Annotated in this window: 13 protein-coding genes and 2 pseudogenes; 8 read left to right on the forward strand and 7 right to left on the reverse strand. The window is 47.0% G+C overall.

Translation table 11 applies throughout. The annotated features are described in order from the left end of the window. Nucleotides 1–26 precede the first annotated feature (26 nt). A pseudogene (locus BDD43_RS10905) lies at nucleotides 27–233 on the reverse strand (DUF4134 family protein); the annotation flags it as partial. Between the two features lie 132 nt (nucleotides 234–365). Then, nucleotides 366–884 (reverse strand): hypothetical protein, encoded by a 519-nt coding sequence (locus tag BDD43_RS10910; protein ID WP_121197697.1) that lies wholly within the window; start codon nucleotides 882–884, stop codon nucleotides 366–368. 604 nt (nucleotides 885–1,488) lie between these two features. Here BDD43_RS10910 and BDD43_RS29700 point away from each other — a divergent pair. Together BDD43_RS29700 and BDD43_RS10920 are read left to right on the forward strand one after the other, a co-directional pair. Beyond that, entirely contained in the window at nucleotides 1,489–1,683 is a 195-nt protein-coding gene (locus BDD43_RS29700) for a hypothetical protein (RefSeq protein WP_147425613.1), read from the forward strand. 132 nt (nucleotides 1,684–1,815) lie between these two features. Then, nucleotides 1,816–2,382: an RNA polymerase sigma-70 factor gene (locus BDD43_RS10920; protein WP_121197699.1), complete on the forward strand. Its 567-nt coding sequence runs from the start codon at nucleotides 1,816–1,818 to the stop codon at nucleotides 2,380–2,382. A 90-nt stretch (nucleotides 2,383–2,472) separates the two neighbouring features. Here BDD43_RS10920 and BDD43_RS10925 read toward each other — a convergent pair whose 3' ends face one another. Then, complete coding sequence (locus tag BDD43_RS10925; protein WP_121197700.1) at nucleotides 2,473–3,594, reverse strand: FAD-dependent oxidoreductase; 1,122 nt, start codon at nucleotides 3,592–3,594, stop codon at nucleotides 2,473–2,475. Between the two features lie 78 nt (nucleotides 3,595–3,672). On the opposite strand from BDD43_RS10925, the gene BDD43_RS10930 reads away from it, so the two are divergent. From BDD43_RS10930 to BDD43_RS30575, 6 genes and pseudogenes are all read left to right on the forward strand, one after another. Then, complete coding sequence (locus BDD43_RS10930) at nucleotides 3,673–4,617, forward strand: helix-turn-helix domain-containing protein (protein ID WP_211339669.1); 945 nt, start codon at nucleotides 3,673–3,675, stop codon at nucleotides 4,615–4,617. 220 nt (nucleotides 4,618–4,837) lie between these two features. Next, entirely contained in the window at nucleotides 4,838–5,485 is a 648-nt protein-coding gene (locus BDD43_RS10935) for a TnsA endonuclease N-terminal domain-containing protein (protein WP_121197701.1), read from the forward strand. Next, a complete protein-coding gene (locus BDD43_RS10940) occupies nucleotides 5,470–7,227 on the forward strand; it encodes a Mu transposase C-terminal domain-containing protein (RefSeq protein ID WP_121197702.1) in 1,758 nt (585 codons plus the stop codon). Before BDD43_RS10935 ends, BDD43_RS10940 begins: the two co-directional genes overlap by 16 nt. Beyond that, a complete protein-coding gene (locus BDD43_RS10945) occupies nucleotides 7,193–8,080 on the forward strand; it encodes a TniB family NTP-binding protein (protein ID WP_121197703.1) in 888 nt (295 codons plus the stop codon). Before BDD43_RS10940 ends, BDD43_RS10945 begins: the two co-directional genes overlap by 35 nt. 2 nt (nucleotides 8,081–8,082) lie before the next feature. Beyond that, nucleotides 8,083–8,544 (forward strand): annotated as a pseudogene (locus BDD43_RS31060) (TniQ family protein); the annotation flags it as partial. A gap of 90 nt (nucleotides 8,545–8,634) precedes the next feature. Continuing rightward, nucleotides 8,635–9,426, forward strand: coding sequence for a hypothetical protein (locus BDD43_RS30575; protein WP_246001542.1), 792 nt, complete (start codon nucleotides 8,635–8,637; stop codon nucleotides 9,424–9,426). 123 nt (nucleotides 9,427–9,549) lie between these two features. Here the strand turns inward: BDD43_RS30575 and BDD43_RS10955 are convergent, their stop codons facing one another. From BDD43_RS10955 to BDD43_RS10970, 4 genes are read right to left on the reverse strand one after another with little or no spacing between them, the layout of a single operon-like run. Beyond that, nucleotides 9,550–10,791: a TniQ family protein gene (locus tag BDD43_RS10955; protein ID WP_121197705.1), complete on the reverse strand. Its 1,242-nt coding sequence runs from the start codon at nucleotides 10,789–10,791 to the stop codon at nucleotides 9,550–9,552. After that, nucleotides 10,788–11,678 (reverse strand): TniB family NTP-binding protein, encoded by an 891-nt coding sequence (locus BDD43_RS10960; RefSeq protein ID WP_121197706.1) that lies wholly within the window; start codon nucleotides 11,676–11,678, stop codon nucleotides 10,788–10,790. Before BDD43_RS10960 ends, BDD43_RS10955 begins: the two co-directional genes overlap by 4 nt. Continuing rightward, entirely contained in the window at nucleotides 11,675–13,393 is a 1,719-nt protein-coding gene (locus BDD43_RS10965) for a Mu transposase C-terminal domain-containing protein (RefSeq protein ID WP_121197707.1), read from the reverse strand. Before BDD43_RS10965 ends, BDD43_RS10960 begins: the two co-directional genes overlap by 4 nt. After that, nucleotides 13,378–14,016 (reverse strand): TnsA endonuclease N-terminal domain-containing protein, encoded by a 639-nt coding sequence (locus BDD43_RS10970; RefSeq protein WP_121197708.1) that lies wholly within the window; start codon nucleotides 14,014–14,016, stop codon nucleotides 13,378–13,380. Before BDD43_RS10970 ends, BDD43_RS10965 begins: the two co-directional genes overlap by 16 nt. Between the last annotated feature and the right edge of the window lie 40 nt (nucleotides 14,017–14,056).

Consider the following 14,056-nt stretch of genomic DNA (forward strand, 5'->3'; position numbering starts at 1 on the left):
ATCAGGCCGAGGATGGCGCCGATGGCGTACATGAGGTTGGTGCCGCTTTCAAAATAGCTGCGCACCTGGGTATTGGCCTGCTGGATGCCGGCGTTGCCGTCCTGGGCGCGGGTTTGCAGGTAACAAAGGCTGGTCAGAAGGACGGCCAGCGCGCATTTTTTCAGGGTCTTGCCCCACGATGTTCTTTTACACTTTTCCATTTCACTATCGTTTGTTATTAAATAATCGGGCATGGTTTTCCCTTACCCCTCCCGGTATGCCGGGAGGGGCGGGAAATCGGGCTGCCTCCGGTGCCCACAATTCCGGTCATGGCTCTACAGCACCGGGCCGGGGCAGCTTACTGGCTTGTTGGTAAGGCACGGGCGCTAAGCGCTCCACCACATATCCACTTCGCTCTCGCTCAGCAGCGCCGTGCCTGTTCTTTCACACTCGCGGACAATGAGCGCGTTGATCTCGTCGCGGTCGGGTGTGGCCGCGACGTCGGGGTAATCGTTGAGTATCTTTTTGAGTTTGGGGATGAGGCTGGCCGGTGCGTAGGGTTTGTCGGTGGCCTCGCTGATACACCGGGTCAGTTCCTGCGCCAGCTCATCTTGATTAAGCAGGGGTTCTTCATAAATGCTTTGCGCTTGTTCAGCGGGGATGGCGCTTTGCGCCGCAGTGGCGTCAGCGTCGGCTTCGCTTTGGTATTGCAGTGCGGCGGGCAGCTCGCGGCTGTCATCCTTTTGGCCGCTGATGCGGGCGATGAGTTCTCTGATTTCATGGCGGTAATATTTCCAGCCGATGAAGGCGTACCAGGCGATGGCCAGCACGGCGACGGTTTCGAGGTAGGCGCTCCAGCTGATGGGGTTGAGTAGTTTATTCATGGTCTTGTTGTTGAGTTTCATTCCGTTTTGTTGCTGGTACAAAGTTGCCGGAACGGGCAAGGCGCATAAAGCACAATTTGGACTGGTGCCCGGGTGGTTCCCCGGTACCCTGTTGATAATCAGGAAGAAAAAATGAGGGAAATTTTAAGCTTGCTGCCGTTGAGGTAGGAAACGGCCATGAAAGCACGGGCTGCTAAAGCCGGGTCAGCTGTTGCAAGAAGCCGGCATGGTGTTTTCTTCCCCAACAAGTTGCCGGGCTATTATGCTGCGTTTGAGCCGGCCGCGCACAAATAAAATTGAAATAAATAGCATTTTGCGGCTATCTATCTGATAAACAGGCAGATTTATTTTTGATCATGTCTGTTTAAGGGGTAAAAAGCATCCTGCAATGTCTTTTTTCTGCCCGATTGGAATTGTTTTTTTAAGACGGGGATACCGGATTTTATCTATTAAGGAAAGAGTAGTAAAGTTTTTTTTCGCTTACTGAAACTTTCGGCGAAGCCTGAGTACTATTCAAAAAAATCAAAGGCGTCTTTCTGCGTGGGGTAATTCCTTGACAACCGCGCGGGACTGTGCTATGGTCTGCACAGGCGCTATTTCATTCACAAAACATACTATTTAGCATATGAAGCTATTACTTATTCTGGTGCCTTTCGTCACTGCGGCGATTGGTCTGCTGAACGCCTTGCTGAACTTAAAAATCAATTCATCAAAATCCCGTAAACCCATGCCCATGTCTGAAACCTCCCTTGGCCTGATCGCTATCGCAGTGGTCTGCCTGATCGTGATCGCCGCCATTTGCTACCTGGTTAAAAAGTAATGGCGGCGCTATTATTTAAAGCAAAAAGGGCAGCAAAAAGCCTAATTGCCGCTATATCATTATGTTAATTTGAATAATTTCTTTAAAATTGATTTTTTATTTACTTAATTTTAGGGTTGATTTCACCCGGAGATGGCAAATTATAGTGAACTTTCTGACCAAGAACTGACCGCTTTATTAAAAGCGGACGACCATGGTGCGTTCACTGAAATTTATCATCGTTACCAGGCAAGCACCTACGTTTTTACGTATAGGCGAATGCGCGACCGCGAAGCGGCTAAAGACATTGTGCATGAGTTGTTCCTGAAAGTCTGGACCATGCGGCAGGAGCTGAAGATCAAAAGTACGCTGGCCGGATACCTTTACACCGCCGCGAAAAACAGTGTCCTTAAAGCGATCAGCCACGAACAGGTGGCCGAGCGATATATCGATTCTTTCCAGCACTATATCGATACTTTTTCTGATACCACCGACCATCTGGTTCGCCATAACGACCTGCAGGCTATTATTGAAGCGGAGATCGCTGCCTTGCCTCCGCGCATGAAACTGGTTTTCGAACTGAGCCGGAAAAGTGATTTGTCCCGCAAGCAAATTGCCGAACAATTAGATATCTCAGAGGAAACAGTGAAAGCTCAGATGCACGTTGCGCTCAAAACGCTAAAAATCAAACTAGGGCCGCTTTTCACGCTGCTTTTTTAACTGTACCAGCAGAATTGTGATTATTCAAGGCTTATCCTACACTTTATTCAAAATTAATCATCTACTATCTTATTTGTATCTTATACGTTCTCAGTTAATAAGCCATTCAAAAGAAAAATCGGGTTCGTGCATCTCCAATTCGTTCGCTCTTGATTCTTTTTGAGCATTTGAGGCATAAACAAACATCTGTTTTTCGTAATCGCTGATCGCAGCCCTTATGGTTGCGAAATTTCTGTCGGTTAGGTTAGCGGACAATATTGCGGCGTCCAGCAATCCGGTGTTTACCCCCTGACCGGCGAATGGCGGCATCAGATGCGCGGCATCTCCGATCAATGTGATGGGCAAAGGGCGCTGGTCTTTCCAAGGTTCATCCAGCGGTACTACTTTTGTAGTCAGGCCCACAAAGGATGCAGTGGAATGAAAAAGTTGCCGGTACTGTTCGTTCCAAGCGCAAAAGCGGTCAGCAAGAAATTTCGCTACCTGGGCTGCGTCGCTGAAGTTCAGCTCCTTCCAGTCCGCCGGCTTTTTAAAGATCACACCATAACTCAGCGCATCTCCGTTCAATGGATTCACGACGATCAGATTACCTTCATAAGCCGCCATGAGCCGGTGGCCGTTGCACCAGCGGTAAAACTCCGCACAGTTTGTTCCGGGCTGTGGCACATCGCCCTGTATGATCAATGTTCCGGTTTCCGCTACCTCAGTATCGGTGACATACTTGCGCACCTTGGACATCCCCCCATTGGCAACGATCACCAGGTCAGCTGTCGCAGTCGGTTGGTGATCGAAATGCAGCAGCCATTGTCCGCCCTGTTCTTCCAGCCCGGTGCATTTACGGTCCCAAATTACGGTATCCGCTGCCAGACTGTCCAGCAGCAGCTTCCGCAAATCATTCCGGTTGATTTCCGGATTTTCACGTTTCTGTTCGGGGCTCAGATTTTTGATTGACAAAGTTCTGCCCTGCTCATCCGCCAGAATCACCCCCATCGGCAAAGCTTTGGCGTAATATTGCTCCAGTAGCCCGGCGGCTTGCAAAGCAAGTTGTCCGGTATGCCGGTGCAGATCAAGCGTCCCTCCCCATATCCTTGATTCCGGGCTTATATCGCGTTCGTAAACGGTGACATTTACGCCTTTTTGCTGTAATAATCTGGCCATGGTCAGGCCAACCGGTCCTGCTCCTATAATGGCTACTTGTTTATCTCTGAGTAACATGTTACAAAATTGGCGTAAAGATTAAAGATAAAATAACCATATTTGACCTAAAAACAGTCGTAAAAGACCCAAGCGGACATGATCCAAGAGCAGCATATACCCAAGGTCCTGGTAAAGTTTGCCCAATTGCTGGGCACCACATTGGAGACCAACAGGTTGGAGATACCTGAGGCATTCGGCAGCGGGTATTGTGTCGGGTATGTATTCAATGAGCATATCCGTATGCTGATCAGTGATTATGAGCTGAAGGAGGATCTCATGGTTAAGCGGCCTCCGGAACTTGCGTCCGGAAAATTGCTTTTCTTCAAGTTCCAAAATATTTTCCCAAAAGGCACCGGTAAACAGTTAACGCAAACGCCTTCGGTTTTAATAGCGACCAGCCGTATCAGTACCGACGATGTTTTTGCCATCCACAGCAATACGGAAACGATCAATATAGAAGTAGATGCCTGTTATCTGGATGGCCTGTTACCATCTGCTGAAAGATCGCCCGTACTGCACAATTTATTGCAGGGTACTGCGCCCTTGTTTTTCGAACAAATCATTTATCCGGCCCTCCTGAATGTAGTTGAGGAGATCGTGACACCAGCGGTCAGCGATATGTTCCTGTTGTTTTTTTTGAGGGTAAAGGCAGAAGAACTGATCTGCCGGCTGCTCATGGAAATAGACCAGCGCCCGGAAAAACAAATTTACCCGCTGAATGATCGGGATATCAAAGTTATTTATCAAATCAGGGATCAACTATTGATTAACCTTCAAACACCGCCTTTGATTGCGGGTCTGGCCATTCAGGCGGCCATGAGTCCGACCAAGCTGAAACGCCTGTTCCGGCAGATATTCGGAGACAGCATTTTTAACTATTACCAGCAGTTCCGAATGAAAGAAGCTGCCCGGTTGCTAACAACAGAAAAACTATCGGTAGCAGTAGTTGGCTACCGACTTGGCTTTACCAACCTTAGCCATTTTTCCAGGGTTTTTGAGGCGCATATGGGTATGAAACCTAAACAATACAGCCGGACTTGAGGATTAACACGCCAAGTTTCATCTTCAAATTATTCTATGATAACCTATGAATAAAGTGTATGATGAGCCATGAATAATGACAGAAATTTGTCATTATTCATATGATATCATACACTTTATTCATAGGTAATCATACACTTTTTAACACACTGTTTAAAAGTTAAAAGCTCTCAAGTTTGTCTCAAAGTGCATTTTTGCGACACCAATTGTTATTGCACCTATGTTTGAGAAGGCTGTCCGCAAGATCGGCCCGAACAATCGTTCTATTACCGGAAAGCAGATTAGCAGGAAATCTCCTGACAGCCAGCATTTCGAGAGTTCGCTTGAGCGGGACTATTTATTGCTGCTTGAATATGATGAAGTAGTGCTGCGTTTTACAGCACAACCCGTCACCATTACCTATTACATAAATGAACAGCGCCGCAGATACACACCTGATGTCGCCGTTTATTTCCACCCATCAATTCATCGCAAGCCGTGGTTGGTAGAGATAAAATACCAGGCTGACCTCATTGCGCATAAAGCTGAACTTGAGCCTAAGTTTGCTGCAGCCAGAGATTATTGCCGCCAGTGCGGTTATGAGTTTATCATCATGACAGAGGCTCAGATCAGAACGGATAAGTTGCATAACATTCGCTTTCTGAGCAGGTACAAAGGGCAAAAACACGAACCTACACTCCGCCAAGCGATCCTTACCTCGCTCAATAACCAGGCACAACTAACCGCGAGACAATTGCTTTCAAATGCACCTACTGATATAGCTGGCCAGCTATTGTATGCGCTTTGGCAATTGGTCGCCGACAAAGAACTGCTGGTTGATATGAACAACAAGATAATAATGGACACACTGATATGGAAGAAGCAATAAGCACAGGTAGCAGCAATATGCTGTTAGATCAGCTTACGGAAGAAGAATGGAAACTGGCCTTATCACGGTATTATATTATTGCACCATTGGTGCATAATGAAAACGGGCACACTGTTGCGTCCGTTGCCCGAAAGAATAAGGTGACCCGCCAAACGATCTACCGCTGGCTGGAAAGGTTCGTTGAAACGCAATCCGTGTCATCTTTGCTGAACCAGGATAAAGGAAGGCCTGACAACAGGATTGCGGGCGATCAAGAAGCCATCATCAGCAAGATCATTGGTGAACGCTATCTGACCAAGCAAAAGCTTTCGATCAGCAGGATCAAACTCGAAATCGCATTAGAATGCCGTAAGGCAGGCATTCCCACATCTAATTATGCGACGGTGTGGCGGCGTGTACATGCGATTAGCGAGGAACAAAAGCTGGCCAGCAGACGCGACCCGATCATTGCCCGCAACAGATATAATCCTCTTGAAGCTTCGTTTCCGAATGCCGATCACCCACTGGCGGCAGTACAGATCGACCATACCAAACTCGATATACTTGTGGTAGACGAAATCACCAGGCAGCCAGTGGGCAGGCCCTGGATCACGCTGGCTATAGATGTTTACAGCCGGATGGTAGTTGGCTTTTATATATCGCTCGACCCACCGGGCTTTCTCGGAACCGGCCTTTGCCTGTCAAATGCCATCTTGCCCAAAGAGCTTTGGTTAAGCCGCCTGGAAGTTCCCGGCAAATGGCCCTGCCATGGCGTGATGCGGTCGCTATATATGGACAACGCAAAAGAGTTTAGGGGTAAAGGTTTGGAGCGTGCCTGCCAAGAATACGGTATCGAGATCAACTTCCGACCGGTGACCCAGCCGCATTATGGCGGTCATATCGAACGCTTAATGGGTACGGTTCTAACAGAAATACATGCCTTACCCGGAACGACGTTCTCCAATATCGATGACCGGAAGTACTATGATGCCGAGGCGAAAGCATGTCTTACTATGACCGAACTGGAGAGCTGGGCAGCCGAGTTTATTGTTGGTGTTTATCACCAGCGTATGCACAAAGGCATCGGCACTTCCCCGCTGGCACGGTATAACGATGGCCTGCTGGGCGATAACGAGCACATCGGCGCAGGCGTTGACCACCGCAGGTTTGATGAATATCAACTGAAGCTTGACTTCATGCCCTATGAAGAACGTACGGTACAAAGGCATGGGGTGTCCATCGATGGGATCATGTATTATGGTGATATTCTGCGAAAGTGGATACATGCTTATAATAATCCGCACTCACTTGACCGAACTAAAAAGAAGTTCGCTTTCAAACGCGACCCGCGTGATATCAGCACCGTATACTTCTTCGATCCTGATACCGAACAATACTATGAACTGCACTATCGCAACACCGGGCGGCCGTCAATGACCATTTGGGAACACAGGGAGGTTATGCGTTCCTTAAAAGAACGAGGCGTGTCACGCATTGATGAGAACATCATATTCGACACTTATGAGCGATTACGTAGCATAGAAACAAGCGCAGCGACCACAGCGGCGATTGCTAAAAGACGCAGAAACCAAACCCGCAAGCATTACGCCACTACCGGCAGCATCAAAAACCAATTCTTGCATGTGGTCGGTTCAGAGCCTGCCGAAGAAAAAACCGAGTTCAAATATGATCCAAACACTGTTTATCTACCTTTTGAAGATATAGAACATGACCCTTTCAACCAGCTTAAATCCCGTTTGTAAACTAACCGAAGAAGAACGCATAGCTCATATCCGAGCTGACCATTGGTTAGGTTATCCAAAAGCCCGGCAGGTACTGCAAACAATGGATGACCTGATCCATTCGCCCAAGACGACCCGTATGGGTGCTTTACTGGTTTGTGCGAGAACCAATAATGGTAAAAGTGTACTTCTGAAAAAGTTCTTCGATACCTACAAACCGGTTATCACTCCGGGGATAGGCCGGATAACCATACCCGTCGTCTATGTCCAGGCACCACCTAAACCTGTTGAAAAAGCTTTCTTCATAAAGATACTGGAGGCACTGAACGCACCACACCGGGCATCAAGCAGCGCAATGATGCTGCGCAATCAGGTTTACAGCATTCTGCGTACCGTGGAAACCAAGATGCTGATCATCGATGAGATCCATCACATCCTTGCAGGAGCTTACCTCAATCAGCGTGCCTTTCTCAATGAGATCAAATGTATGGCCAACGATCTGCAAATTGTTATTGTTGGGGCAGGTATCAAGGACGCGCTTAGCGCTATCAATACAGACAGCCAGATAGCAAACCGTTTTGAACCGGCCATATTGCCACCATGGAAATTAAATGAAGATTACTTCCGTCTACTATCCAGCTTTGAGGCCATATTGCCATTACAAGAAAGATCGAACCTTACACAAGAAGAAATTGCGGTTAAAATATTGAGCATGTCAGGTGGCACTATTGGCGAGATCGCAACGATCATCAAAAAGGCCGCTATTATGGCTGTCAGGACCGGCAAAGAATCTATCGATCTACCGATCCTGAATAATATCAACTATGTAGGTCCGGAAAACCGGCAAAAGCAATATGAGCAAATGCTGGTATGAGCATGCGGCTTTTTGAACCCGGAACAAAACTGCTGCCGGGCTTTTGTAAACCATATCCGGATGAACTGTTAACAAGCTGGCTTACCAGGATCGCGCATAATCATGGAATGGGTATGAGAGAACTTTATCAGCATATCTGGCCTGATCATGGGCCTAGGGTAGATATCGATAGCTGTATCGACGTTGATCAGATATATCGGCTTGCTTTAGCGACAAATTGTACCGAAAATGAGGTCTCGGAAACGACCCTGTTAGGCTATCGAAACAACCTTTTTTACGAAGACCGATACGCCAGGCACGGTATTAACTGGCTGTTATCAGGTAGCAGGCGCGACAAATGGCACCCTGAGTCGCATTATAGTACCGGCTTGATGTTCTGTCCCCAATGTCTTATGAATGATGGTGATGCACCATACTTCCGAAAGCAGTGGCGCTTAGCCACTTCTATTCTATGCGAACGCTGTGGATGCTTTCTTATTGACAACTGCCCGGCATGTCATTATGGTAACTCCTTTCTAAATATCAGGATGGGAATAGGCAGTTGCGGATCGTTAATGGAAACGATGATCAAATGTCATACTTGCGGAACAAATATAACTGATGCCAGGGTCATTCCTGCGCCTTGGTCGGTTCGGCGGTTGCAGAGCAAACTCAATGACCTTATTGCAGGTGTATCGCCACTACCAATAGCTGATGCCCGATCCTATCTTAGGGTCTTATACTATCTATCATCAATGCTACTAAAGAAGACCTTTGCGAATAGATCACAGCAACGGTTTGTGCAACATGTGCTGAACGCAAACGGCTTAGACCAATCATGTATTGAACACAACGAATTAGCCCTGATTCATAAAGCACCTGTTCAAACAAGAACTCACATAATCTGCGCTGTATTCTGGCTATTGGACAGATGGCCTTACCGAATCGAAGCTATATGCCAGGAAGCAAAAGTTACGTTCTACGACCTTTGTTCATTTGTCCCGCAAGCACCTGGCTGGTTCACAGGACCATTACAAAAACGGCTCGAAGGAATATTACGCCAGCCAGCACCTGTTAAAGAACGCAGGTTTATTACAGGGCAATATTACAATGGGACATTACTGAATACCCGTGATCAACCAGAGTCAGGACAGCCGTTCAACGAGCTCGATTACGATCTTGACTTCGATGATATGTATTACACGAACTGCAACTTGAAATATAATGCATATGAAAATCTTCTGTCGGAATGCTGCACCTACGAAACTGATAATCTATCTGACGATCATGTTATCAGCGAACTCTCGTTAAAACCACAATACCGCTCAACAGATCTGTGGAACCTTACAGTGTATGATTACCTGTGAATAAAGTGTATGATATCATATGAATAATGACAAAATGTGTGACATCATAAGATGTTATTGACAACAAATGTCATTTACATCTTATGATGTCTCACATTTACATCATTTAATGTCACACTTGCTTTAGTAATCAAACGACCAGGCCGGTTCTTCTTCTTCCTCATTTCCTTCTATATCTTCAGTATAGCCATTTGGGATGTAGTCGCCTTCATCATTGTCTTTATACATTTCATCGTTGTAAAAGGCTTCGTCGATATTAAAGTCGTAATCAGGTGGCTGTATCGGCTCTTCCTTTAACCTCGCGGTGCATAGATCAAAGTTATCGAAGCTCAGTCGTTCCGTTTGTACCGGTAGCGAAGCCCCCATACCATAATAGAGTGGCTCCCAGAACCAAAAAGGGGCATTGGGAAACTCATCGAATACATCTTTTCTTTTCAGGTGATTGTTCAAGGCGATCTCGATGAACCGGTGCGGCCATTCCTGCAACAGCCAATGGGCTGCCTTGATCGCATGGGTTCGTTGTTTAAGCGGCAGATTCCGGATCTCCAATCGTTCACCTTTGAAGCGTTCTATGGGCAAACTGTTTTGACGGTAAACCTGATCAGCAAACCGCCTGATCTTTAGCGCAGAATGTTTTGCTGTAATCATCAGACTGGCAAGGTGATGCAATACCCGAAAGTAAGATTCGGTATAGACCATCTGGTCATGAAGCCCGTGATCAATAACATCATAAAGTTGTTGCTGTAATTTAACAAAAGCAGGCGGCGCTATTTCAGGAGTGCATTCTGTTACGTCTTTGCCGCAATGATGGCAGTTGAGCAGGTATGCACGAAGCGTTTGTTCAGCAAAGTTGCATTCGGCAACATCAATAAAAGAGTTCCCCTGGCCACAATGCGGACAGCTCTCGCAGAGGTAACAGCCGCAAGAGGTACAGGCGAAAGAGATCGCCAGCCGCCAGTTTTTTCTAAAGTAAGGCTGGGTTTTTAAGCAGGCCGGGCAGAACATCAGGCCGGAGCAGTGACCGGCGCGGGCCTTTTTACTTGGGATCAGCCAGCGTTCCTGACCATAAACGATATTGAGGCTGTTGAACACGATAAGCTGATACGAGGAGAGCGTAGCGGATTCAACCTCTGCAATCTTACAATTGGTTCTTGCAGCCAGAATGCCGATATGCGCTTTGCTGATCGTTCGGTCAATATCGGGGTTGCCACTGTAATTTGGCCAAATGTACTGACACAGCTCTTTCGTGGTCAATCCATGATTGAACGCCATGCGGGTGAGCCAGCAGCTTAACAGTTCATCGGCATAAGGTTTACAAAAAGCAGGCAGTAATTTGTTTTCATTTCCCAATACCGCAAAACTCATATCAGCAAGCCTTCATATTGTTTTTGCCTATTCGCGGGTGCGATATAACCTGTTCTCCCCAATAGTTGTAAGTCGATGCATTCTTTTTTATTGTGGATCGCCTGCACGGCTGCCTTTTTAAGAATGGTAGATATTTCACCGATGGTGCCGCCTGAAAGGCTTAATATCTTCATGGCGATATCTTCCTGGGTCAGGTTGGATGGGTTTTTCAAAGGCAGGATCGCTTCAAAGCTGGATAGCAGCCGCAGGTATTCTTCGTCCATTGTCCACTTCGGCAGGATGGCTGGTTCAAAACGATTAGCCAACTGTTTATCGGTATTGATCGCGCTGAGCGCATCACGGATGCCCGATGCGATTATGACGATCTGCAAGTCGTTAGCGAGATATTTTATCATGTTAAGGAATACCCGCTGCGTGATATAGCCTCCCGCCAGGATATGGTGTATCTCGTCAATGATGAGTATTTTGGTATCTACTTTTTTGAGGATGCTGACCACCTGCTGGTAAAGGCGCAGTGATCTTTCTTTTACGCTGTACGGCGCGTTGAGTGCTTCCAGTATATTGATAAAGAACATCCGTTCATCGGGCTTGAATGGTGCCTGTACATATAATACCGGTATCGTTAACTGTTCGGTTTCCGGCGTTACAACCGGTTTGTGGGCTTCAAAGAACCTGTTCAGTAGGATAGTTTTGCCATTATTGGTGGACGCTACCAGCAGCATATTGGGCATTCGGTGGATCTTCGGATGGATGAGCAGGTATTCCATCGTTTGCAGGATCTCCCTGGCTTTGGTATAGCCAATCCATTTATAGGAGAGTATCCGGTTTATTCTTTCTTCGTCACTTAACGTTACAATATGGGCTGTTTCTTTATTTAGATGGATCATCCTTCAAGATCTTCAAATGGTAAGTACTTTTTGCTGAAGTCAACGCCATGCGCGGCTTCGATGTCTTCGGCCCGTTCATCAACGAACCTGTTTTTGATACTGCCAGCGGTGGCATATCGCTTTCTGGTCTTATTGCGCAGGCGTTTAGCAGCGGCAGTTGTTCCGGTAGCCGATTCTTCCAGTTGCCGCATTTGAGCATACGCTTCAAATATGGCATCCTCATCTACCTGGGCGATACCTTTTTCTTTAAGGTCGCGGAGGATACGCTTATGCTCCCAAATGGTAATAGCAGGATGCGAAGTGTTACGGTATGGGATAAAAAAGTAATCTTTCAGCTCCGGGTCAAAGAAGTAAACGCCGCTGATATCACGCGGGTCGCGCTTGAAAGCGAACTTGCGCAAGGTTTTGTAGCGGGCATTAGGCTGCTCATAACTGTGTATCCATTTGCGCAGGATGTCATGGTAATACCAGATCGAATCGATAGAGATACCATATCGCTGTACGCTGCGCTCCACAAAGGGCATAAAGTCCAGTTTGAGTTTTAGCTCATTCTCAATGGGCTTGCTTTGACCGATACCTATCTGTTCAGTTGTTCCCATAATTCCTTCATGATACCTTGCTTGCGGTGTAGTGTTTACGGCACTATGCACCCGCTGGTGATAAACGCCAACAATAAAAGTGGCCAGCCATTTCTCCAACTCTTTTAAAGTAAAGCAGGCTTTGCCTTCGGCATCATAGTATTTGCGGTCTTTGATATTGGAAAAAGTAGTGCCGGGTAACGTATGTATTTCCCTCAGCAAGGTACCTAACAAGCGCTCGATATGTCCACCATAATTTGGTGTAGCTACTGGTCGAAAGTTGATCTCGATGCCGTATTCCTGGCAGGCCCGTTCCAGCATCTTGCCGCGAAACTCCCGTGCGTTATCCATATACAAGGACTTCATCACGCCGTAACAAGGCCATTTGCCCGGCACGTCCAGTTCGTTTAGCCAAAGGTCTTTGGGCAGTATCGCATGAGAAAGACAAAGGCCGGTGCCTAATGCGCCCGGCGGGTCGAGCGAGATATAAAAGCCGACGACCATCCGGCTGTAAACATCAATAGCCATGGTGATCCAGGGCTTGCCTACCGGTGCCCGGTCCACCTCATCTACTACGATAATATCCAGCGGTGTGTGGTCGATCTGAACCGCGGCCAGCGGATAATCCGCACCGGGAAAGCTGCCATCAATAGGTTTGAACCGGTTGCGTGCGATACTAGTATGGTGTCTGCGAGCCAACAATTGTTCTTCACCGATCTGTTTGATGCGATTGCGTACCGTATTGTAATGCGGCACCTCCAAACTTGCGAGTTTACAGTCCATTGCCACTTCCTGGCTGATCTTAGTTACTGAAAGCTTTTGTTTATTCAGGTAACGTTTCTCAATGATGGATTTGATGATATGTTCTACTTCCGGTGCCAATTGGTAATTAGCTTTATTGCGCGGGTTATCATTTTTGACCAGCGAAGTGAGCGTAGCTGTTTCCACGTACCTATTCAGCCAGCGGTGAACCGTCCTACGATGGATGCCGTTATCCGCCGCCGCGCTACTTACGGTAATTCCCGGTTGGTTAGCCACGATAGGTGCAATAATATTGTACCGGTAAGTAGCTACCACCAATTCTTCCTCGCTCAGGTCCGATACAGTCTTTATTTTGGTCGTTACTGCCGCTTCCATACCCTTGTTTGCATCGTTATTTTCATAGACATGTCGCAGGCCAGTACCTTGTGCGCCAGTAATTGCCAGATAGTGTATAATGCTTCGCCTTCTTCCGAAAGTTTACCTGCCAGTTCCGCAACGGTTATTTTTTCATCACCTGCTATTTTGAATATATGGGCAGCTACTAAGTGGTCTGGTTTGCTTCGCAGATAGCTGCTTAGGAATTTGATGTTGTAAAGCAGATCGGTGCGGATATCCTTTTCCGTTATTACTTTGAACTCATAACCGTTGTTTTGAGCGTATTTTTCAGCAGCATCAAACTTGGGTGCTAACAGCTCTTTCTTCTCCAGCAGTTCTGCCATGTATTTAATCTCCACCAGCCAAGGTTTGCGTTTCAGTTCCGGCAGATAATAAACGGCTGCATCGGGCGTATAGCGTGTGCCTTTGGTTCCGTTGAGATAATGAATAGTAACCGGCTGGCTCGTAAAAGATTCCACATCAGCATCGTATTCTAATAAAGTGAGGTAGTCGCGTTCAAGCGCAGACTCGAAGTGCTGGCTTTTATGGGTTTTCAGGCTCGACCGTTTACCGGTGATGGAACGGTTACTCTGCCTGATCTTTCGAACAGGGTGTAAAAACATGTAATTCAGGTAGAAATTGGTACTGCGAAGTTGTAAAGCT

The organism is Mucilaginibacter gracilis, from assembly GCF_003633615.1.
GTDB lineage: Bacteria > Bacteroidota > Bacteroidia > Sphingobacteriales > Sphingobacteriaceae > Mucilaginibacter > Mucilaginibacter gracilis.